Source organism: Mycobacterium xenopi (assembly GCF_009936235.1).
Taxonomy (GTDB): domain Bacteria; phylum Actinomycetota; class Actinomycetes; order Mycobacteriales; family Mycobacteriaceae; genus Mycobacterium; species Mycobacterium xenopi.
Map to the genome: position 1 here is coordinate 4516662 of NZ_AP022314.1, position 21018 is coordinate 4537679.

At 63.4% G+C, this 21018-nt stretch carries 19 protein-coding genes, 1 tRNA gene and 4 pseudogenes; 8 read left to right on the top strand and 16 right to left on the bottom strand.

Annotation, left to right across the window (positions count from 1 at the left end; all coding sequences use genetic code 11):
• Nucleotides 1–218: 218 nt before the first annotated feature.
• Nucleotides 219–788 carry a dCTP deaminase gene (dcd, locus tag MYXE_RS21675; RefSeq protein ID WP_003922422.1) on the bottom strand — a complete coding sequence of 190 codons (570 nt, stop codon included), beginning with the start codon at nt 786–788 and terminating at the stop codon, nt 219–221.
• A gap of 82 nt (nt 789–870) precedes the next feature.
• Here dcd and MYXE_RS21680 point away from each other — a divergent pair.
• The 3 genes from MYXE_RS21680 (at nt 871) to MYXE_RS21690 (ending at nt 3418) form a co-directional block, all read left to right on the top strand.
• Nucleotides 871–944, top strand: a tRNA-Gly gene (locus tag MYXE_RS21680).
• Nucleotides 945–1111: 167 nt separating this feature from the next.
• Complete coding sequence (locus tag MYXE_RS21685; protein WP_085193213.1) at nt 1112–2023, top strand: hypothetical protein; 912 nt, start codon at nt 1112–1114, stop codon at nt 2021–2023.
• A 66-nt stretch (nt 2024–2089) separates the two neighbouring features.
• A complete protein-coding gene (locus MYXE_RS21690; RefSeq protein ID WP_139821114.1) occupies nt 2090–3418 on the top strand; it encodes an LPO_1073/Vpar_1526 family protein in 1329 nt (442 codons plus the stop codon).
• On the opposite strand, the gene MYXE_RS21695 is transcribed toward MYXE_RS21690, so the two are convergent.
• The 6 genes from MYXE_RS21695 to MYXE_RS21720 form a co-directional block, all read right to left on the bottom strand.
• A complete protein-coding gene (locus MYXE_RS21695) occupies nt 3415–3663 on the bottom strand; it encodes a tyrosine-type recombinase/integrase (protein ID WP_232061673.1) in 249 nt (82 codons plus the stop codon). The genes MYXE_RS21690 and MYXE_RS21695 overlap by 4 nt on opposite strands.
• 262 nt (nt 3664–3925) lie before the next feature.
• Nucleotides 3926–4663 carry a TIGR02391 family protein gene (locus MYXE_RS21700; RefSeq protein ID WP_085193217.1) on the bottom strand — a complete coding sequence of 246 codons (738 nt, stop codon included), beginning with the start codon at nt 4661–4663 and terminating at the stop codon, nt 3926–3928.
• A gap of 11 nt (nt 4664–4674) precedes the next feature.
• Nucleotides 4675–4995 (bottom strand): hypothetical protein, encoded by a 321-nt coding sequence (locus MYXE_RS21705; protein WP_085193219.1) that lies wholly within the window; start codon nt 4993–4995, stop codon nt 4675–4677.
• A 329-nt stretch (nt 4996–5324) separates the two neighbouring features.
• Complete coding sequence (locus tag MYXE_RS21710) at nt 5325–5762, bottom strand: adenylate/guanylate cyclase domain-containing protein (protein WP_232061674.1); 438 nt, start codon at nt 5760–5762, stop codon at nt 5325–5327.
• Nucleotides 5707–6651 (bottom strand): HAMP domain-containing protein, encoded by a 945-nt coding sequence (locus tag MYXE_RS21715; protein WP_161552136.1) that lies wholly within the window; start codon nt 6649–6651, stop codon nt 5707–5709. The genes MYXE_RS21710 and MYXE_RS21715 overlap by 56 nt, the downstream gene beginning before the upstream one ends.
• Before the next feature lie 343 nt (nt 6652–6994).
• A complete protein-coding gene (locus tag MYXE_RS21720) occupies nt 6995–8203 on the bottom strand; it encodes a cytochrome P450 (RefSeq protein WP_085193225.1) in 1209 nt (402 codons plus the stop codon).
• Between the two features lie 189 nt (nt 8204–8392).
• On the opposite strand from MYXE_RS21720, the gene MYXE_RS21725 reads away from it, so the two are divergent.
• The gene (locus MYXE_RS21725) at nt 8393–8938 is read left to right on the top strand and encodes a TetR/AcrR family transcriptional regulator (protein ID WP_085193227.1); all 546 of its coding nucleotides are present in this window, start codon (nt 8393–8395) and stop codon (nt 8936–8938) included.
• Nucleotides 8939–8972: 34 nt separating this feature from the next.
• On the opposite strand, the gene MYXE_RS21730 is transcribed toward MYXE_RS21725, so the two are convergent.
• From MYXE_RS21730 to MYXE_RS21745, 3 genes and pseudogenes are all read right to left on the bottom strand, one after another.
• Nucleotides 8973–9638 (bottom strand): hypothetical protein, encoded by a 666-nt coding sequence (locus tag MYXE_RS21730; protein WP_172468600.1) that lies wholly within the window; start codon nt 9636–9638, stop codon nt 8973–8975.
• Between the two features lie 182 nt (nt 9639–9820).
• Nucleotides 9821–11343: pseudogene (gene arsB / locus MYXE_RS21740) on the bottom strand (ACR3 family arsenite efflux transporter).
• On the bottom strand, nt 11340–11795 hold the full coding sequence (locus MYXE_RS21745; protein WP_085193276.1) for an ArsI/CadI family heavy metal resistance metalloenzyme: 456 nt from the start codon (nt 11793–11795) through the stop codon (nt 11340–11342). The pseudogene arsB and the gene MYXE_RS21745 overlap by 4 nt, the downstream one beginning before the upstream one ends.
• A 96-nt stretch (nt 11796–11891) precedes the next feature.
• On the opposite strand from MYXE_RS21745, the gene MYXE_RS21750 reads away from it, so the two are divergent.
• Together MYXE_RS21750 and MYXE_RS21755 are read left to right on the top strand one after the other, a co-directional pair.
• Nucleotides 11892–12251 (top strand): Rv2640c family ArsR-like transcriptional regulator, encoded by a 360-nt coding sequence (locus MYXE_RS21750; protein WP_003922418.1) that lies wholly within the window; start codon nt 11892–11894, stop codon nt 12249–12251.
• Nucleotides 12252–12556: 305 nt separating this feature from the next.
• Nucleotides 12557–13363: a L,D-transpeptidase gene (locus MYXE_RS21755; RefSeq protein ID WP_085193236.1), complete on the top strand. Its 807-nt coding sequence runs from the start codon at nt 12557–12559 to the stop codon at nt 13361–13363.
• 83 nt (nt 13364–13446) lie between these two features.
• Here the strand turns inward: MYXE_RS21755 and MYXE_RS24760 are convergent.
• Nucleotides 13447–13982: pseudogene (locus MYXE_RS24760) on the bottom strand (hypothetical protein).
• A gap of 213 nt (nt 13983–14195) precedes the next feature.
• A pseudogene (locus tag MYXE_RS21760) lies at nt 14196–14566 on the bottom strand (hypothetical protein); the annotation flags it as partial.
• Between MYXE_RS21760 and MYXE_RS21765 the strand changes: the two are divergent.
• Nucleotides 14567–15101: pseudogene (locus MYXE_RS21765) on the top strand (zinc ribbon domain-containing protein); the annotation flags it as partial.
• 224 nt (nt 15102–15325) lie between these two features.
• A complete protein-coding gene (locus MYXE_RS21770; RefSeq protein ID WP_085193239.1) occupies nt 15326–16828 on the top strand; it encodes a glycosyltransferase family 39 protein in 1503 nt (500 codons plus the stop codon).
• Between the two features lie 6 nt (nt 16829–16834).
• Here the strand turns inward: MYXE_RS21770 and MYXE_RS21775 are convergent, their stop codons facing one another.
• From MYXE_RS21775 to MYXE_RS21790, 4 genes are all read right to left on the bottom strand, one after another.
• Nucleotides 16835–17677 carry a glycoside hydrolase family 16 protein gene (locus MYXE_RS21775; RefSeq protein WP_003920695.1) on the bottom strand — a complete coding sequence of 281 codons (843 nt, stop codon included), beginning with the start codon at nt 17675–17677 and terminating at the stop codon, nt 16835–16837.
• Between the two features lie 174 nt (nt 17678–17851).
• On the bottom strand, nt 17852–18679 hold the full coding sequence (locus MYXE_RS21780; protein WP_415624501.1) for a glycoside hydrolase family 16 protein: 828 nt from the start codon (nt 18677–18679) through the stop codon (nt 17852–17854).
• Between the two features lie 152 nt (nt 18680–18831).
• Nucleotides 18832–19224, bottom strand: a complete 393-nt coding sequence (locus MYXE_RS21785; RefSeq protein WP_003920693.1) for a hypothetical protein — start codon at nt 19222–19224, stop codon at nt 18832–18834.
• A 169-nt stretch (nt 19225–19393) separates the two neighbouring features.
• Nucleotides 19394–20800 (bottom strand): DUF7159 family protein, encoded by a 1407-nt coding sequence (locus MYXE_RS21790; RefSeq protein ID WP_161552137.1) that lies wholly within the window; start codon nt 20798–20800, stop codon nt 19394–19396.
• Between the last annotated feature and the right edge of the window lie 218 nt (nt 20801–21018).

Sequence of the window (21018 nt, forward strand, 5' to 3'; positions counted from 1 at the left end):
CCCGTCAGTTCGCTAGCCCGGGCCAGGTCCGGATGGGCTGCACCGCGATCCGCTGGCCACCTGCTTCGTCGCCGCAGCTGTGTTGCGGCGTCACCCCTCGAAGTTATCTGGACGGGATCAAGTTCTGGCAGGTGCGAGATGCTTACGCGCCACGTGCCTGGTAAGTCAACTGTACTGCGGCGATGGGGCGCCCGTCAGGCCCAGATGGCCGACCGCGCCTACGACTGGATGAAGTTCTGGTAATAGCGCGACGGGGTCGGTCCCCGCTGGCCCTGGTACTTCGAACCCGCCCGGGCACTGCCGTATGGGTGCTCGGCGGGGCTGGTCAGCCGCAGGATGCACAGCTGACCGATCTTCATGCCCGGCCATAGTGTGATCGGCAGGTTGGCGACGTTGGAGAGCTCCAAGGTGATGTGGCCGCTGAATCCCGGGTCGATGAAGCCCGCCGTCGAGTGGGTGAGCAGACCCAGCCGGCCAAGCGACGACTTGCCCTCCAACCGGCCCGCCAGGTCGTCGGGCAAAGTGCACAACTCCAGGGTCGATCCCAGCACGAACTCCCCGGGATGGAGCACGAACGGTTCGCCGTCCACCGGTTGCACCAGGCTGGTCAGCTCGTCTTGCTGCTGGGCGGGGTCGATGTGGGTGTAGCGGGTGTTGTTGAAAACCCGGAATAGACTGTCGAGGCGGACGTCCACGCTCGACGGCTGCACCAGGGCGTCATCGAACGGGTCAATGATCAGCCGCCCGGCGTCGATTTCAGCCCTAAGATCGCGGTCGGAGAGCAGCACCCGACGAGCGTATCTGCTGATATCCCGCCCGCGATGTTGATGAACGACGCAACGCCGGATGCTAGCCTTCCGAAGCGACTGCGCCGATGTAGTTCAATGGCAGAACATCAGCTTCCCAAGCTGAGAACGCGGGTTCGATTCCCGTCATCGGCTCCATGTCTACCTCGGCTTTCGCCCGTCTGTCCTACGCGCGAGGGGCGCGCGGTCCCGTAACGGTCCTGTACAGCGCTGACGCGTACCGGCACCGATAACAACTCGGGGTATGTCGGACCGTCGTGAGATACTGCTCGGCCGGGCAAAGCACGACGAGATTTGGGATCTGAATGGGCAAGGAGAAGAAGCGGCCGCGACAGGTACGGCGGCTCGACCCTTTGGGCCGGGACACAGGTAGCGCCGCCCCGGCCAAGCGGGACGGAGGCACGCTTGAGGCCTCGTTCGTCACGCACCAGGATTCCGTGCTGCCAGTGAAGCTGAACTTCCCGCCGCCGCTCGCGCATCTGGGTTCCGAACTATCGACGTTCGACTACCAGTGGCAGCTCTTGACGTACGCGTTCAACCTCCCTGACCCAGCAGACTTCCCGGCGCTGCCAGGGCAGATTCCCGATAAGGAGCTGCGTAGGCTCACCAGGTTTATCGACGTATGCGAGAAGACGGCCAAGTACACCGTCGTCGCGCACAAAGGCGGTATCACGCTGAAGGGCGAGCACGGGAACTGGGAGCTGGAGGTGAACGAGACCGAAGATGAGGAGACAGTGGGCTTTGCCGTGCGGTTCCGCCAGCTGCACGAGAATTCTACGGGGGAGCCCGACTTCTCCTCCGTAATGAACATCTTGGAGAAGTACGCGCGTCAGTTCACCGACGAGCACACCGACACGCGCACAGACATGCTCCAACAGTGGAGGAAGGCCCGCGCAAAGCTGATGAATCGACCCCTCCAGAACATCGTGTGCCGCATGGTGCTGCAGAAGGACGGCTTGACCCCCGACCAGATCGATGAGCACGCGATGTATAACGAAGCCAACCCGGCCGAAATTATCAACTTTTTCAACTACGGCGAGCTCATCCACTACGGCAAGCACAGCGAGGAGTACGACAAGCTGGCCGAGGACGCCGAACTTGAGGCCATCCAGCACAACAACTTCAAGCAGGCCATGCTCGGCTTGATACACCTGTACTTCGGTTTCTCCGAAGTGATCCGGTCGGCTATCGGTCTCAAGCGCGCCCAAGCGGCGTAGCCGAGGGGCGGCGCAATGCTTACGCAACGGCTCGTGTGGGGCGGGGGAACGATCACCTCGTTGGTTATGAGCTACTTGGCGTGGGCGCAAGTTGAGAATCAGCTCGCCAGGTGGTCGTTCGGCATCATCTTTGGTCTGCTGTTCGTGGCCTCGATGGTCATGTTTCCATGGGGACAGAACGACGACGGGTCCGCCCGTCGGCTCGCCAACCTTGCGGTGCGTGGCAATAAGAATGCGACTATCGGTGTGGGCGACGGCGCAACTCTGTCTGGCGTCATTCAGCACGCTGGTAAGGGTGACATCATAGCCGTAACGGTTACTGCCGCTGACGCTAGGCAGATATCAATCGACACTGGGCGCAACGAATTAAGCCGCGACACAAAGGCAATCACGATGCCCGATGCCAGGGCGGCCGTCGAACAGACGCTCAATGAGCGTTTCGGCGAGTTGACCGACTCGCTGATCGAGCACATTAATGAAAGGGACGCAACGCTATTCAACCGCTTTGCTGATCCCCGGTTCCTCGGCCCGCTGGGCGTTGCACATCGGTCCTATGCTGAGCTCGGCAGTGAGGAGCTTAGAACAACCCTTTCGCGACTGCTCACAGACCTCGCAGAGCAGCCAGCCGGCGAACGCTGGGAGATCTTTTTGCGCCAAGCAGTAGAGGTCACAAGGGTTTTGACGAAAGAGCACGTCAATTCCCTTGCAGTCAAACTGATTATCCAATTGACACTTGCTGTGCCGTATGACACCGACCAGCTAATCACAGCGCTGGACACGTTGTTGAGTCCTTACTACGAGCGCATAGCCACAAGCAATTGGGACTACCAGTACATGAGCTCTACCGGCGTCTGCCAAGATGGTCAGCTCGGAGCGTTCGCCACCGAGATCTACCAATCCTTATACGAGAAGTACCGAAACTCAATGTATCCGGCTCTCAGGACCACCGATCTAGAAGACAAATTCCTAAGCCAAGACGGTCCGTACAACGAGGAGTCTGAAAGGTTGCTGCTTGCGTACGCGGAGAGTGAAGATGATGTGGTGGTCACCGACAAAGGCACCCTCCTCTCCGTCGAGGGCGCGCGGTTTCGTGTAGCGCCTGATCGCGTCGCAAAGGTTCTAGACGCGGCCAAGGTAGCTGAAGGTCACCTGACGGAAGCCGAGAAGGAATTGCGCGCAATGGTTCTGGCGCGGACTATCAGCCTTGATGATTTCAAGAAGCGAATCGCTGAGTTAGGACCCGAACTTGCGGCCCTGCTCGATACGTTGCAAAAGACAGGCGCCTTACACTTCCCGATGCAACCGGTCGGCTTCGTGTTGGCCCAACACGAGATTCATTCCCGGGCACCGCAACTGGCTGGGCTCGTGGACGAAATCTTCGATGACCAATCCTAACCACGTAGCGGAATCACGTTGCCGTAGTCGGGGTTCTGTGCCCGGGCCGCGAGTGCGCCGAGCGCCGCCATGTTGCCGGAGTGGTCGTCGGCGTTGATCAGGTGCGCGTAGACGGTCAGCGTCGTCTTCACGTCCCGGTGGCCCATAAGCTCCGCAATGTCGATGGGCCGGATGCCCGCAGCGAGGCACAAGCTCGCGTACGTGTGGCGTAGGGAGTGAAACGACTGGTCTGGGGACAGCTTCACGGTCGGGGTAAGCCTGTTGGCGCGCACCACCGCGGTCGGTACAGGGCCTTATACCCAGGTGAGCAGGTGGCCCCATGAGTCGTGGCCGGGGGCTTTGTGTACCCGGTGCCCGCCCTGGCCACCCGCCGCGCCAGTGCCGCCGAGCTGCCGGTGCGCCGCGCACATGGCTACGACCATGCTAGGCCGCTGAGCGGCACGCCGTTAGTCGGTCGCCAGGGCGGGTTGAGGGGCCACGGGCCAGGCTCCCCGCCCCGGCTGCCAGCTACTGCTGACCGCCGCTGAGACGTGCCTCGGCTCGGTCCAGGGCGCGCATCAACAGGCTAGCCGTGGCGAGCATCTCCATCGCCTCCCGCTCACCCGTCTGAAGGCTTGGGCCGTGCCCACGTGTGTTGCGAAACGCCTGCGCTCCGCCCATAAATAGAAACTTGAAACCCTCACGCTCGTCATCCTTTTGACCTGCATCGGCGTTGTCCGAAGTGATGTCGAGCAAAGGGTTCTGCTCATTGAAGACGGTAGTCATCAGTCGCTTCCCGATTTCCGATTGCCCCTTCGAGTTCTTCGGGTAGCCGGTCAACGCCTGCACCCTTTCCTCGACGGCCTTGAAAGCGTTGAAAACGGCGTCGTCGTAGTGACGAGTTGCTATCTGCGATCCACTCGCAGCCGAAATCAACTGGTGCAGGCCCGGCAGGCTTACAGGTGCCGGCTGGCGTAAGGCGGCTCTACCGGTCACAACTTCGTACTTTGCGCTGGTGTGGTCGAGCATCTTGGTACCGAAGGGGCTCTGGAACACCTGGACCTCGAGAAGCCGCATCGTCTTGAGCTTGCCATTCGGCAGGGTTTCAGTGACTTCATCGCCTACCTCGACGTCAGCGTCAACGCTGAACGTGATGCCATCCTTTTGTCCTAGGTCCTGGCCCTGGATATCGAACTCGGTGACCGTGCCGTCGTCCGCAACGCGGCGCAGCTTCATGGTCTTGCCTTTTATGCCGTGCGGCAGCATCTTGCGCCCCCCTAAGACTTCAGCGTCTCGACTAGCTGCAATTCAAACCACGGCGCGACGCGCATGTAATCGTCGCGTGTGGACCGCCCCAATATCGGGGCCAGGTACCCGAACCACACCGAGACGCTCGGCGGGGGTCCGTCGTGGTGCTCAATGCGGGTGATCTCGCCGGGGATGTTGGCCTGTATGCGCGCGTCGTGGAAGCCCAATTGCCTACCGACGTGGTCGTCGTTCAAGTCGCCCGCCTTGATCGGCGTCGTCGCTACGACGACGTTACTTCGGGATCGGCCGTCGAAGACATCGCTGGCGTAAACGTCGGGCTCTTTGCTCATGCAGCTCAGCGTATTAGCAGCCTCCGACAATCATCCGGCGTGTCGCGCTTCGTGTCGCCCGTGTGTTCGATGGTCCCGTAACGGTCCCCTTAGACGTAGCCGAACTGTAGGCGAACCCTACTCGACCCGTAGACGTACGCCAAACACACTAATCCGCAGGTAGCGCCCGGATTCCGGGTTGCTAACCAATGCTTCTACCGGCGGCTCTCGCTCACGCATTCGCACAGCGAGAATACTTCCCAAGCTGGGAACGCCGGTTCGATTCCCGTCATCGGCTCCACATCTACCAGCGCGAATACTGTTCGCACCGTTCGATTCTGGGCCTCGCCTCATTCATCATCGCGTGGGACAGCAATCTCCGTCGAGTTACCGCGCCCCCGAAGCACTTTCGATTCGATGACATGCCACCGTTGCGCCTCTGGCTGGTGCGCCCGGACCAGTGCGGCTCCCGACACGGCGACGCCGCCCAACCGCTTGGCGAGCTCGCTCAAGCGTGCAGCTTCGTTGACCGGATCGCCGATGACCTTGTACTCATAGCGGCTCGGGTCACCCATATTCCCGGCGACGGTCATGCCCGCCGACACTCCGATGCCCACCTTGAGGTCCGCATCGGGCCGATTCAGCCTGCGGTTAAGCTCACGGGCGGCGGCCAACGCGTCTCCTGCGGCGTCCGCTACTGGCACCGGCGCACCGAATATCGCGAGAACGGCATCACCCTCGTACTTGTTCACAGAGCCCCTGTGCTGTTCGACGACGTCGACCACCACCGCGAAGGAGTCGTTGAGTGTCGCGACGAGTTCGTGCGGCGAAAGCAGCCAGCGCCGTTGAGCCCACCACATCCACGAAGAGCACTGCCACTTCGCAGTTTGCCCCACCCATCTCGGTCTGTGCCCCATCCATCGATCCGCTTTCCTCGGCGAGTCGGGCGACGTCGCGTCCGACGTTACGACCGAAGAGATCGCGGAGTCGCTCGCGCTCGCGAAGTCCCACAGCCATGGTGTTGAAGCCGGCCTGTAACAACCCGAGTTCGGACGCGTCGAATACGGGGACAGACACGTCGTAGTCACCGCGTTCTACATGCTGCATGCCCCGCCGGACTTCGTCGATGGGGTCCGCCGTGGTGGCAGCGGTGAAGGCCGCGACCGTCAGCCCGCTGGCGATGGCACCGGTTCCGAATGTGAGCACCACCCACGCCAGGCGGTCCCTGAGATAGTCGACGACCAGCGCGCTGGCGGCAACCAGCATCAGAAAGAGTCTGGGAACGCCGGTGCCCACCACCCACGCGCTCACGGCACGCAGTCGGAGCCCGGCCCCGCGCGGTGTAGTCGGCGGGTTCTTGGTCAGCAATTCCACGACGGATGGCCTCAGGGCGCGTTCGCACATCCAGTAGGACATCGCGGTGGTCACCGTTGCAGCAACGAACAATGAGGCCCCCACCGTCGTTGCCAGCGGGGGTGTTTTTACGTTGATCACAACCATGACCAGTGTTGCTGTCAGCCAGACCGTTCCGCGAATCACGGCCATCCGCGACGGCGCGGCGAGGATTGTGCGCCCTTCGATGCCTTCGTCGGCACTGGCGGAGATCGTCAGCCAGAAGTAGCCCCAGACGATCGCCGGGAATCGAGATCGCGGAGTAGATGGAGGCGGTAACGACATTGAGTAACAGCACATGTCGTGCGTTCAGGGCGGCGCCGGTGGGAAGTGCCCAGAACATCATTGCGGCGATCAACGCGGACGCTAGGACCGTCGGGATTATTACGGCGCCGGACACAAGAAGGGCCCGGCCCGCCAATCCCAGCGGATATCGCCTGCGGAGCAGGGTCAACTGTCTCACGACGGTGTGATTCTCGCTGCGCCACACCCATTTCCGACGACCATCAGCCGACTCGCGGGATCAACGTAATGAACAGTGAATCCGTCAAGAGACTCATCGGGTCGTCGGCGCGGATTGCGCCGAGCAAGTCCCCCGACGGCGACAAGACGGTCACGCCGCCAGCGCCTACTCGCAGGCCAATTCGAGACGTTCGAGGCGCCGCACGAGCAGGCTCGGCAGCCACCGCCCAATCTCAGCGGCTTCGATGTTCGCGGTGCGCTCAAGGAGCTGACCGATCACGATCCGGGCCTCCAACCGGGCAAGTGCGGCTCCGAGGCAGAAGTGCAGGCCCTTCCCGAACGTGATGTGACCCTTTCCGCTGGAACGGTCCAGTCGGAATCGATCGGGATCGTCGAAGTGGGCCGGGTCGCGGTTGGCCGCCCCCCATAACAGCAGAAGGCGCGAATCCGCCGGAAGGTCGACACCGCACAGCGTCGTGTCGCGCACGACGTGGCGGTAATGGCCTCGAAACGGTGGTTCGTAGCGCAATACCTCCTCAAGAAATGCGCCGAGTAGTTCCGGTTGCTCACGCACCTGCTGTTGGATATCGGGTCGAGTCGCCAAAATCCAAGCCGCGGAACCGATTAGCGACGCAGTTGATTCGCCACCCGCGCTGAACAGAATGATCATCATCGCCTGCGCGGTCAGTTCCTCCATCTCGCCCGACGCGCACGCCACGGCCAAATCGCCGAGCAAGTTGTCCTGCGGATCGGCCGCAGCCTGCCGAAACTGCTCGGTGATGTATCCGGCAAGCTCCATAACGGCGATGCCGGCAGCGTTGAGCTGGTCTTGGCTGACGAGACCCTCGACCACCTGGGTCGCGCCATATCCCCACCGCACGAGCTTGTCGGTGTCAGTGTCCGGGACACCGATGATCCGCCCGACGATCATCATCGGCAGCCGATTCGCCACGGCGCTCATCCATTCGATGCGCCCGTCTCGCATGTTGGCGTTCCAGAGCCGCTCGGCTGTTTCAGCGATGAATGGCTCGAAGGCGCGGATACGCTTGGCAGCCAGTTGCGGGAGCAACGCTTTCCGGTGCACCGTATGCGCGGGCTCGTCGGCGGTGGCCAGCACATGGCTCTTTCCACCGAGTCCTTCCATCTCGAACGTGCCCACTTCGCCGCCGGGCTGATACGTCATCGTCGCGGTGAGATTCGAGGAGAAGTCTTCGGGTCGAGCGATGGCGTCGTTAACTGCATCCCAGCTGCACACCGCGTAGAACCCAGAATCGGCGATCTGATGTACCGGTGCTGTGGCCAACATTCGCCGGTACAGAGGGTAGGGGTCTTGAATGCACTCGTCATCGAACAACTGAATGCCAAGCCGCGTCATCTCTCCACGCTGATCGGCGTCGAGGGTGCGCGTCAACCACCTCCGGAAAAGTCGAAACTCCTGCTAGACCCGTCGTGCGGCGGCAGTCTCACGCTGCGCCGCTGACCTGCATCGACCCTGAAATCTGCCGCCGCTTTTGTCTCAATTCTGAGACGATATGACTTTCTGGATTCGAGAGGACGATCATCCGTGGCCCGAGACGACTGGCTCCTTGGAGGCGAGCGCCGTACGGCAGCCGCAGACCGCATCTATGCCGCGGCTACCGACCTCGTCTTGCGGGACGGCCTGGAAGCCTTAGACATGGACGCCTTGGCTGCACGAGTGCACTGTTCGCGGGCGACTGTCTACCGCTACGCCGGAGGCAAGGCCCAGATACGCGACGCCGTTCTGCTCCGCCTGGCGGCCCGCATCGTCGACTCCGTGCGACGCGCCGTGAAAAACCTAAGTGGCACGGAGCGGGTGGTGAAGGCAATCACAGTCGCACTCGAACACATCCGATCGGATCCCATCCGTCAAATGATGATCGGGTTGAGCGCCGGTCGTGATCTGACCGAGCTTCCTTCGTCGCCGGTGCTGGGGCGTCTCGCCGCCGAGCTCACCGGCGTAACCGACGACGACCCGCAGGCGGCCCAATGGATCGTCCGCGTCGTCATGTCACTCGCGGTTTGGCCAGTCGGCGACAGCGAGGTGGAACACCAGATAGTGCGGCGCTTCATTGCACCAGCATTCAACTGACGGATGACTTCGGTCTCGCGCCCCGTCTTCTCGCTTACCGGATGTAGATCTCCTGACCGGTGGGGTATCCGCCTCCGGTGGTCGTGACGTGGACGTGGTCGTAGTGGCCATAGCCAGATCCTTGTGGACCGGCAGGCGTGTAGTAGACGTCGCGCCAGATCGCGTCTTGGACCCCAAAGCGATCGGCGTTCTTCAGCACGAAGGCGACGATTTGGTTGCCCAGCGCGATGCCCTCAGCGCTGCCCGGGTTGGGGATCATCACGTCGAGCGCCAAGCCGTCGGGATGCCACCTCAGCGCGTCCGGTCGAACACCGCCGATGCTTTGAATCTCGGGGAAGATCGCGCTGATACTGCGAGCCACCAAGATGGTCTTGACCTGCAGACCGCTTTCCGGAGCCTTTCCAGGGGGTAGTAGCTGCTTGAAGTCCTCATGCGCCACCCGCAACCTCGACGCGCGCATCGACTCGGCGGGATCAGGCCGCCGACCGGAGCGCGCCGGCGACACTGCGCGCAGCGGTGTTACCACGAGGTGCTGACAGCACGGGCCAACGCTGTCAGGGACCGGCTCGGCGGCAGCCGGCGGGCGAAGCGGGTGCGCACTTCCGCTGACCGCGAAGAATACGGCGGCGGCCGGCGCCCCCAGTGCCGCCATGACCAGCGATGACCTTGGTCGCTGACTAGGTAACCGATGTCGTCCCACGGGAAGGCACCTCACGAGCAAATGGAGGAAGGGTCACGAAATCATAACTAATCGATTCTGACAGCTGCTTCCGGAGGCACCTATGCGCCCCAGCTACTTGACATGCGTGCAAAACGAGCGCTGGCGTCGCGGCGGTTCAGTGCCCGACCCAAGCAGCCCGTCGAAAGCGCTCAGCTCAGGTATCAGCAGCTACATGAAGGTTGTGCATCGGTCGACGGGGCAACGCCTAGTTCGTCCAGCAGTCGGCGGACCCGCATTTCAATCTCGTCGCGTATCCGTCGAACGGCTTCAATGGATTGTCCCGCTGGATCGGCCAAGGCCCAATCTTCGTAACGCCGCCCCGGAATGACGGGACAGGTGTCACCGCAGCCCATCGTGACGACGACATCAGCAGCCTGCACCATGTCGTCGGTCCAGCGCTGCGGTTGCTCTGCAGTGATGTCGATGCCCTTTTCGGCCATCGCTGAGACTGCGGTCGGGTTGACCCGGTCGGCCGGCTCGGATCCCGCGGAAAACACGACGGCACGGTCACCGGCGAGGTGCCTGAAGAACCCCCAAGCCATCTGGGATCGACCCGCATTATGGACACAAAGAAACAACACTGCGGGTTTCCCGCAGGGATTATTCATGTTGCGCTCGGGGTCGGCGTGAATCGGCGTCGGACCGCCAGGGACACATAAACCAGCGCAACAAGTACAGGCACTTCAATCAGCGGCCCAACAACTCCGGCCAGGGCTTGCCCGGACGTCGCACCAAAAGTGGCGATGGCAACGGCTATCGCTAGCTCAAAATTGTTCCCAGCGGCGGTAAATGCAAGTGTGGTGGTTCGTTCATAGCCGAGGCCCAGCCTGCCGCCGAGTATGTAGCCGCCGCCCCACATGATGGCGAAGTAGGCGAGTAGCGGCAATGCGATCCGCGCGACATCCCAAGGGCGAGCAATGATCTGTGCGCCCTGAAGAGCGAACAGGATGACAATGGTGAACAACAGCCCGTAGAGCGCCCATGGGCCGACAGCAGGCAAGAATCGCGACTCGTACCACCATCGGCCCTTGTTGCGCTCACCAACTCGGCGCGACAGATAACCCAAGAGCAGCGGGACACCAAGAAATATCAGGACGGATTTGGCGATCTGCCACGGCGAGGCTGTGATAGCTGCCTGTTGCAAGCCGAGCCAGCCGGGCAGCACCGACAGGTAGAACCAGCCGAGCGCGGCGAACATTGCGACCTGGAACATCGAGTTCAGGGCAACCAGTACTGCTGCGGCCTCGCGGTCGCCGCAAGCGAGGTCATTCCAGATAATCACCATCGCTATGCATCGGGCGAGGCCGACGATGATCAGCCCAGTGCGGTACTCGGGCAGATCCGGCAGCAATAACCACGCTAAGGCGAACATCAGCGCCGGACCGATCACCCAGTTGAGCAACAGCGACACGACCATAAGTTTGCGGTCGCCGGTCACGGTGTCGAGCCGGTCGTAGCGAACCTTCGCCAGCACCGGGTACATCATCACCAGCAGCCCGATGGCGATGGGCAGTGAGATGCCGTCAACCTGAATGGCGCCGAGCGCGCGGTTCAAACCGGGAAGGGCACGGCCCAGCAACAGCCCGACGACCATCGCGGCGCCGATCCACAGCGGTAGGAATCGGTCGAGCGTGGACAGCTTACCGACGACGGGTATGTGGTCGGCGGCGGCCGGTGCGCTCATTTGGCTGTGGAGGAGTTTCCGGCGCAGCAGGCCTCTTCAGCCGCCGGCACGTCCCCGAACGCCGGCGCATTCTCGCCCCAAAAGGTGTCTGAGTCCGCGAGAACCTTGTAAATCTCCCACCTTTCGCCAGCCGGTCCGGTCAGCCACACTTTGTCTTGTGTCGCGAAGCAACAGGTCGTCCCGATCTGTTCCTCCGTGAACATTCCTTCACCCGCTAGCCGGGCAATCTCGGCGTGGACCTTCTCACTTGATTCAACTTCGACACCGAGGTGGTTGATTGTGCCGCCCTTGCCGGGGTTCTCCAACAGCACCAGCTTCAGCGACGGTTCGGCGATGGCAAAGTTGGCGTAGCCGTCTTTGAGTTTGGCCGGCTGTGTGTCGAACAATTTTGAGTAGAAGGCAACCGCCTCATCCAGCTTTTCGACGTTCAACGCGAGTTGGACTCGTGACATGACTGACTCCTCTACCTGTGAGACATATATCGAACTACTGGCGCCGATCATGCCACCTCTTTGATATATGTCAACATTCTCTGGCATGATGAACCTATGCCGAAGACATTGCCGATGGTGGATATCGCCGCACCGGTCTGTTGTGCACCGGTCGCAGCGGGGCCGGTGGACGACACCGCCGCGTTGGAAATAGCGCTTCGGCTGAAGGCACTCGCCGACCCCGTGCGGGTCAAGCTGGTCTCGCTACTCTTCGGTTCCGCCGAAGGCGAGGAATGCAGTACCGATCTAGCGGCTGCGGTGGGCCTTTCTGAGTCAACGGTCAGCCATCACCTGACCCAGCTACGTCGCGCCGGACTAGTCGCGTCCGAGCGGCGCGGAATGAATGTGTATCACCGGCCTCGGCCTGACGCGCTCGTGGCACTCTGCTCGGTGCTAGATCCCAACTGCTGCACCTAGCCGTGTAGCGGAATCACGTTGCCGTAGCTCGGCGTCGGTGCTGGGGTCGCTAACTAACTAGGTGTGGGCTAGGTGAGGGCTGGGTGTTCGAACAGCGAAAATACTTTCCCAAGCTGAGAACGCGGGTTCGATTCCCGTCATCGGCTCCACTTCGGCCAGCGCAGACGCTGCTTGATACGCATCGCGAGTTGGCTCTCCGTGGCCAAAACGTGACAGAGACTTGACCGAATTCCTAACGCGCGCCTGCAGATTCACTCGTCGTAGCCCCTCTACCATCGCAGTGGCATTGCGAAGGAATTGGAGCTATGTGGGCCGTCGTTCGGTGGGTTTTTGCGGTGATCGGGATTGCTGCGATTGTGGTTGGGCCGCCGGCCGACGTGCGCCTGCTGGCAGCGGATCAGCCGTACCGGTTTGCCATCGCATCAGTTCGGCCGACCCGGGATCAGGTCGTGGGTGTGGCACACCCCGTGGTGGTGATGTTCAGGGCGCCCATCGCCAACCGGCACGCGGCCGAACAGGCCATCGAGGTCAAGTCGACGCCCCCGATGACCGGCAAGTTCGAGTGGCTCGCCAACGACGTTGTGCAGTGGGTTCCCGATCGATTCTGGCCGGCGCACAGCACCGTGGCGCTTTCGGTGGGCGCCCTGTCCACGGACTTCAAGACCGGGCCTGCCGTCCTCGGCGTCGCCGATATCTCCGATCACACGTTCACCGTGAGCATCGACGGAGTCGGGGCGGGACCGCTGCCTCGGCGACCTGCACCGCATCATCTACCGCACGCGGGAGAAGAGGGCGTGATGCTGGCCTCGATGGGGCGGCCGCACTTCCCGACGCCCGTCGGCTCTTACACCGTGTTAGCCAAAGAGCGCACGGTGATTATGGATTCGAGCAGTGTCGGCATCCCGGTTACCGATCCCGAGGGCTACCGGGTGCCGGTGGATTACGCCGTCCGTATCAGCAGGCGCGGCCTCTACGTGCATTCGGCTCCGTGGGCGATCCACTCGCTCGGGTTTGAGAACGTCAGCCATGGCTGCATCAGCCTTGGCCCCGCGGACGCGGAGTGGTACTTCAACACGGTCAACATCGGCGACCCGGTCATAGTGCAGGACTAGCCGCGGCGACCGCCGTTGGCGTCACGAGAAATGCACGGCCTCAAGCCGCTGTTAGGGCCGGGTTTTCGCTAGCCGTCGTGGCCTCAGCTCGCACCAGCGGGGCCGGGTAGAACCGGCTGACCGGGCACTGGTCCACCAGCCGGCGCGGGACCAGTCGGGTCACCTTTGCCGCGATAGCTACCCGACATGTCGATGAGTGGAGCGCCCGCCGGCACCGGCGCACCCACCGGGGCGCCCACGGGAGCACCAACCGGGGCGCCCACGGGTACCGGGGCACCCACCGGCGCACCGACCGGAGCACCGACCGGGGCACCGACCGGCACCGGCGCACCCACCGGGGCGCCCACGGGAGCACCGACCGGAGCACCCACCGGCACCGGCGCGCCAGCCGGGCCGCCCCGGCCCCGGCAGCACCAGCCATGTCAGTGAGCGGAGCGCTCGCAGGAGCGCATACACCTGCGGCAGCCCCTGATTCGACTTCGCCGGCCAGTCCCTGCATGCACGCGTAGCCGCCCGTTATCAGCGGCGCGGCAGCGGCGTGCGGGCTCAACGCTAGAGCGGCCCCGCAAAGCCCCGCACCGGCAACGACTTTGATGCTGACCCGATCAAAGCTCGTCATCACCGTCAACTCCTTCGCGCTCGAATGTTGGCGCACGCACAAGGCTCGGCAAAACCGCATGGCCGCCCGAAGCGATACTTAGACACGGATTCAATTGTTAGCAGAGCCGATGTGAAAGACGCGGCGCGCCGCACCGCGCCGTTTCCAAATAGTGACGTTCAGCCTGGGCGTAAGGGATGGCAGCGGGACGGCTGCACATACTCAACGAGATGTCTACCGGATTGCATCTGGCCTCGAAAGGCCACGGCCACAATGCTTTAAGGCAGCGCACGTAGTTTCCCCGCCGGTGGGATATCCGCCACCAATCGTCGTGACGTGGACGTGGTCGAAATGGCCGTACCCCGTTTGTCGCGCGCCTTTGGGCGTGTAGTAGACGCCGCGCCAGATCGCATCTTGTATGCCGAAGCGGTCCGTGTTCGCCAGCACGAATGCAACGATTTGGTTACCAAGCGCGATGCCTTCGGCGCTGCCGGGGTTGGGGATCATCACGTCGAGCGCCAACCCCTGGGGATGCCAACGCAGCGAACCGGCCGCACACCACCGATTTTCTGGATCTCGGGAAACAGCGCACTGATGCTGCGGGCAATCTGACGCTGCCGGTCATTGGGACCGTTCGTACCCACGAGAACACCCGCCGTATCGAACGGCTGATCACCAAAGGCCGAGCGCGGGTGTTGGCAATCAGCTTGCGGCGTAACGGTACTCGGTTGGACGCGAGCGTGCGAGTGCTCGCGCAGCGCCCCCAACAGCCGTGCGTGGCGCATCCTGAGTCACGGGTCGGTGTCGATGTGGGTGTGCGGCGTCTGGCCACCGTCGCCACCGACCGATGGTTCCCGTCGTCGAAAACCTGCCACGTTTGCGGGCATGTGCAAAGACATCGGGTGGGACGAAACCTGGCAATGTGGCAGCTGCTCGGTCACCCATCGACGTGATGCCAACGCCGCGATCAACCTCGCACGCTACGAGGACACCATTAGCGTCGTCGGCCCAGTCGGGGCCGCCGTCAAGCGTGGAGCCGACCGTAAGACCCGGCCGAGCCGGGCAGGTGGCTGTGAAGCGCGGAAGGGACGCAGCCGCAAGGCTGCCGAACAACCCCGAGACGGGGTGCAAGTTGCGTGACCACTAAAGATCACTCCCTGGCAACGGCGCTGAGTGCAGCCAGGACTAATAACCGATGACCGTCGCTGCCCCTGCGCATTCGCTGCCGACCCACCGCAAGCACCGTAGAACAAGCAAAGAAAAGTCACAAATTGATAACGGTCGGGGGTGACGGTGCCCGTTATGGTCGCGACAGGCCATAAGCGAACGACGGCACTGGCAGCGGCAGTGAGAACATCTCCGTCATGAGCGATCCACCAGAGTCGCTGGCAGACGCCGTCACCGCACCTGCCGCCGAGACACCGCATCAGCGGTTTCGCTGGCAGGTGCCCGACAGGGCCGACCCCTGGATAGCGGCAGTCCTGGCCACGCTCGTGGGCATGCTGCTCTCCTGGCGGCCGTCATTCTGGTTCGACGAGTCGGCCACGATAGCCGCCGCGAACCGGTCAGAGATCGACATCCTGCGGCTGCTCCTGAACTTCGACGCGGTCCACGGCCTGTACTACCTCGCGATGCATGCGTGGTTGTCGTGGGCGCCGATCAACGAGTTCACCGCGCGACTTCCCAGCGCGGTCGCAGTGGGCGTCGCCGCTGCCGGTCTCGTCGTGTTGGGCAAACTGGTGGCCAACCGACCCACCGCATGGGCTGCGGCGGTTGCCTTTGCCGTGTTGCCGCGCATCCTTTGGTCAGCAGTCGAAGCCCGGTCCTATGCGTTGACCGCCGCGGTCGCGGTGTGGCTGACGGTGGTGCTCGTCATCGCCGCAGCCCAGCGTGGGTTTTCGTTGTGGGCGCTCTACAGTTTCGTCCTCGCGCTCGCCGTTGTCACCTACGTGTACCTTGGCCTGCTGGTGTTCGCCCACGCTGTCACCCTCATGTTGAGACGAAAGTGGCGGCAGCTCTTGCCCTTTGGTGTCGCGGTCGTGGCCGCTGCCGCTCTAGCCTCTCCACTGATTGCGTTGGCGGCCGGCCAGCGCCAAACCCAGCTCTGGTGGATCGGTCAGGGTGGTTACCTAAGCGGAGTGGTCTGGGAACAATGGCTCACCGGCTCAAGGCTTTTCATGTGTGCAACCGCGGTCCTTCTGGCATGGGGATCGATTGCGCTCACTACCAGGAAGGCTGCCCTAGACGCACTGGCGGTGGCGTTACCGTGGATGGTGATCCCGACCGCGATACTCGTCGGATACTCGGCTGTTGGCAGCAACGTCTATCAGCCAAGGTATCTGACCTACACCGCGCCTGGCCTGGGATTGCTGCTCGGGGTTTGTATCGCAGCCATCGCGCGGCAGCGAACGCGAATGATGTTGGTAATCCTAGCAATTCTTGCACTTAGTTCGGCCACCGCGTTCGTCACGCAGCGCGGCAGGTACGGGAAAACAGGCGGCGCTGACTATTCCGAAATTGCCCGCGTCATCAACGCCAATTCCAAACCGCATGACTGCATCGTCTTCGGTGCCGCAGACAATGAACCGTTGCGGGCCGCTGCCGCTGCCCGGCCCGACGCCTTTGCTCAGCTTGACGACGTCGCAGCCGGTATCCCGGGCGCGTACGCGGCCCAGTTGTGGACGCAAGATCTTCCCCTCGATAGCGATGTCGTCAAGCCACGGCTAGCCCGCTGCACGGTGTTGTGGGCAATCGTTGACCGCACGACGCCTGCACCCGTCGTCGATGCCGCGCAACGCCAGGGATTCAGGGTCGATCACGAGCAGACCCTGAACCGCAGCAAGGTTATTCGGCTGGTAAAGCGTTGAGCCGAATTACCAGACCCGGATGTAGTCGATGAGCATCTGGGCCGGATAGGTGCCCAGTGCCGGATCGCCCGCACCAACCCCACCGACGGCAAGGGTAAACATGGGGGTCATCCAATAGCCGGGGTTGTTGAACGGCCAGCGCATGTCGTCCGGAGCGCCGCCGTGGACATGGATGGGTTTGGGCGGAACGCTGAAATACGGTGTGCCGTCTCGCGAGAAATGGAAACCGTCCTCATACCATCCCATTTGCCAGGTGTGCCAAGCGCTGTCCACCAGCCCGGGGATCGATTTGCCTTCCCACGTTTTCCCGTTGGACGCCGCATGGACCGTCGTCCCTGGGGGCCACTGACCGTTGCCGTACCACTCGAAAATGTCGACCTCGCCGTCTGGCAGCGGATCCTCCTGGACAGTCCAGAATGCCGGCCACAGGCCGGGGTACAAGCAGTCCAGCTTTATCCGTGCCTCCCAGGTGTGGCCGATGGGGCCGCGCCAGTTTCCCCGCACTTTGCCGCTGTAATACTGGTCACCCTCTCGGGTGGCTTGCAGGACGAGATTGGAATTGCCGTCCAGAAACACGTTTTGGGCACGATAGATCCCCTCGACCGGCGGGAAGACATCGTCCTGCCAGGTCTGCACCGTCCATTTGGCCGGATCGGGACCCGCACCCGCCGGTCCGTCGAATTCGTCGGAGAAAATATAGCTCCCGCCGGCGGAGCCGGCCGGCGCGGACGGAGGTGGCACGGGAGCCGGCGCCTTGGGTGAAGACGGGTGAGCCCATGCCTGGGGCATGCGTACCGCAGCTAACAGCGCGCCAATTCCCGTCATCAACAACATGCTGCGACGATCCATTTCACAAACCACCAATCGCTACAAGCGGAAAATCGACCCGGGCGCAAAGCGCTGCAGGCTCAACGCTGGCGAACGCTGTTGGAATAAAACCATTTGACACCGCGGCAGCGCAACGGAACGCGGGCAAACGGCTGGCCCGCGCTCCGGCGGAGTCACCGCACACCGCGCGAAGAATCACCAGACACGCACCCAGTCGATGAGCATGTCCGCTGGATACTTACCCGGCCGCGGATCGCCGCCACCCGAACCGGCAACTGCCAAGTTCAGCACCGGAAACACTTGGTAGCCAGGATCATTGAAGGGCCAGTCCGCTAACGATTTCGCTGGCACGTCGAAATACGGTGGCGCACCGTCAACGTAGTCTTTCCAGAAGCGGATGCCTGCCTCGTCCCATTGGCATCGCCATGTGTGCCAGCCGCTGTCGATCGCAATCTTGTGCGTTGCCCATTCGGAGCCGTTTGCTTTTGCGTGCACGGTGGTTGCCGAAGGCCAGTTGCCGTTGCCGTACCACTCGAACACGTCGATTTCGCCGCGATCGTCGTTGCCCAACCAAAAGGCCGGCCAGCAGCCGGCAGTCAGGCAATCGAGTTTTACCCGCGCTTCCCAGGTGTGGCCGATGCCGCCCCGCCACGGGCTTTGAATTTTGCCGCTGTAGTAAATGTTGCCATCTTTCGCCGCACGGATCACAAGATTGGATTTGCCGTCGAGGAACACATTTCTGCGATCGTCGCGGTATTGCCCGACGTTTTCCGGCCGCTCCCAAAACGTCGGGTCTTTCATCGACTCACGGGCACGCGCAACCGTCCACTTCGAGGGATCGGGGGCGGACCCGGCCGGCCCGTCGAATTCGTCGTGGAAAAGGTAGTTGCCGGTGGCGGCGTTGCCGGGCGGTGCTGCCGGGGGTGGCAGCCGATCCGCCGGTGCGTTACGCCCGGTCGCCGACGCCCTGGCCGACGCGACGGGGACCGCGGCAGCCAGCGCGCCGATGCCCGTCATCAGCATCAGTCTGCGACGATTCAAGTCAGCCACAGCTCGAATGAAACCATGCGCCGGGGGCACCCCGCAGCGTGACCCGCCGCTGCGCCGACGCCGCGGGTCCGTCGTCGCACGTCAGGACCGCAGTCACCGACGGAGCACGCGGTTGCCCGCGCGGGCTACGGCGTCCCTTCCGTCTCGTCCGGATTGTCGAGGACGCTGACCGCGATGCCGTACGGCAGGAATCGGACCTTGCGCGCCGGGTCGGTGTTGTTTTTGTTCGCGCGCAGCGCATCGAGCTCAGTCGCATACACCTCTTCGACGTGGGCGCCGCCGTCGTCTCCCACGGTGTAGATCACCCAGACCCCGTCGCCGGTTTCGCCTGTCGTTTCCGGCTCGCGCCGCGAGCGGCGCGCCATGTCCTCGAAAAACACCGACCATCCCGCTCGGTCGCCGGGCGCGGTCAAGAATCTGCCGATCCGCTCGAACAGGTCGCGCAGTCCTTCGCCCGCCTCGCGGATTACTCGATCGAAATCTTCGGGATCGAATCCGAACCCACCGTCGTCGCGCATCACACAACCCTTCTGCCGCACCGGTCACCCTCAGTGTGCGCGCAGCACGCGAAGTCGTGCCACGTGCGGCCGTGTGCCGCAGATGCGAGCTAGGGTCCGGGCGGCGGTGCCGGCGGGGGCGGATTGATCGGGATCGGCACCGTGACGAACGGTAGCCGCAGATACATCGTCATCGGCGGCATTGCAGGCGCTGGAGGCGGCGGTGGCGGCGCGGCCGGAGGTGGCGGGGGTGGCGGCGCGGCGGCGGTGGTGGAGGCGCCGCCGGCGGCGCGGGCTGCGGTGCCGGGGCGGCGGGCGCCACGTATGCGGGTGCTTGGGGGGCCGGTGCTTGGGATGCCGGTGCTTGAGGGGCCGGAGTCCGATGAACCGGCGCGGGGTGCGGCGCCACTACCGGCGCTGGCTCCGGAATCGTCTCCGGCGGCGGAGACGGTGCTGCGGTCGGCGGGGCAGGCGAGGCCGCAGGCGCAGGCGACGCGACCGGTGGCGGTGCAGCCGGCGGCGCAGAGGCGGGCGGCGCAGGCGGTTGCGCGGTCGGTGGCGCCGGCGCCTGTTCGGTCGGGATGACCACACCCCCGCCGGGTTGGGGTCGCTGACCTACCGTCGGCCGCACATCGACGACCAGCGAAACAACCAGCGCCACAGCGCCAATCAACAACGCTGCCGCCGCAGCAGTGCCGACCAGTACTATCGGCCGGTGTCGCCGCGGGGGCTGCTCCTCGATGAGGTCAGGCAGCGCGCTATACGCCAGTGCCCCGCTCGCTGGGCTGGCCTGCCCGGAAACGTCCAGGTAGGTCGGGGCGACCGCGTACTGATCGACCTCGCCGGTGCCGGGATCTTGCGCGTAGGCCAAAGCGGCAGTCGATGACGCAAACAGTGGGGCATTCGCTGACGCTAGCGCCGCCCCTCGAGCCAAGGCCGTGTCCGGCTCCTCGGGCACGCTCACCGGAAGAGTCGTCGCCTCCTCCAGGCGCTGCTTAATGGGCACGACGTCGACGCCGCAGCCAACGATGAACACGCCCTGCGGGCGAGATTCCAGCGACTCCAGGCCGCACACCATCGACGTCAGCTCTGCCGCGTCGGCCGCCAGCTCGGCCGTGTCGCCTTCGCCCCACACCGTGTTCACGAGCCGTCGACGCAAGTCGACGATCGAGCCGTCGGCGCAATTGACGACGGCCAAGGTGGCGCTCCGCGGCTCGACGAACAGCAATGCGATGTGCTCGTAGCCCAGCGCGGTGCCCACCGTTTGCGCTAGGGCTGCGGTGGCCAGCAACGGCCCGACCAGCATGACGCCGTCGATTTGCCGGCTATCCAGGGCATCGCGCAACACGGGAGCGTCCTGGGCGTCGGTCCACGTCACGCCGGTCGACGTCAGTTGATAGCCGGCCTCCAGCGCGGCTTCCCGTGTGCCCAGGATCGCGGCTATCACCTGATCGGCCGCGGCTGCGGTTGCTGAGTCGCCATCGACTGCCACCTCGAAGTGGTCTTCGTCGACGGTGGCACCGTCCGCGTTTTCGCCTTCGACCAGCACCATGCGGACCGTAGTGGGGGCCATCGACACCCCGAGTACGATGTCCACAACTCCTCCAAAGTTTTTGCTGCCACGGTCTGGCGGAGGAGTGCACCGCGCGGGCCGCCACCTACAAACTTCGTCGCCGCATCCGGATACGGCGTTACAGCCGGATTAGCTGGACCTATGAAGTTCTTGTCGAAGTGAGACGGCAGCACCACCCGATGGCTCCGCCGACCTTGGTAGTCCAACCCTACCCGCATAGCTGCGAACAGGGATCCAGACAG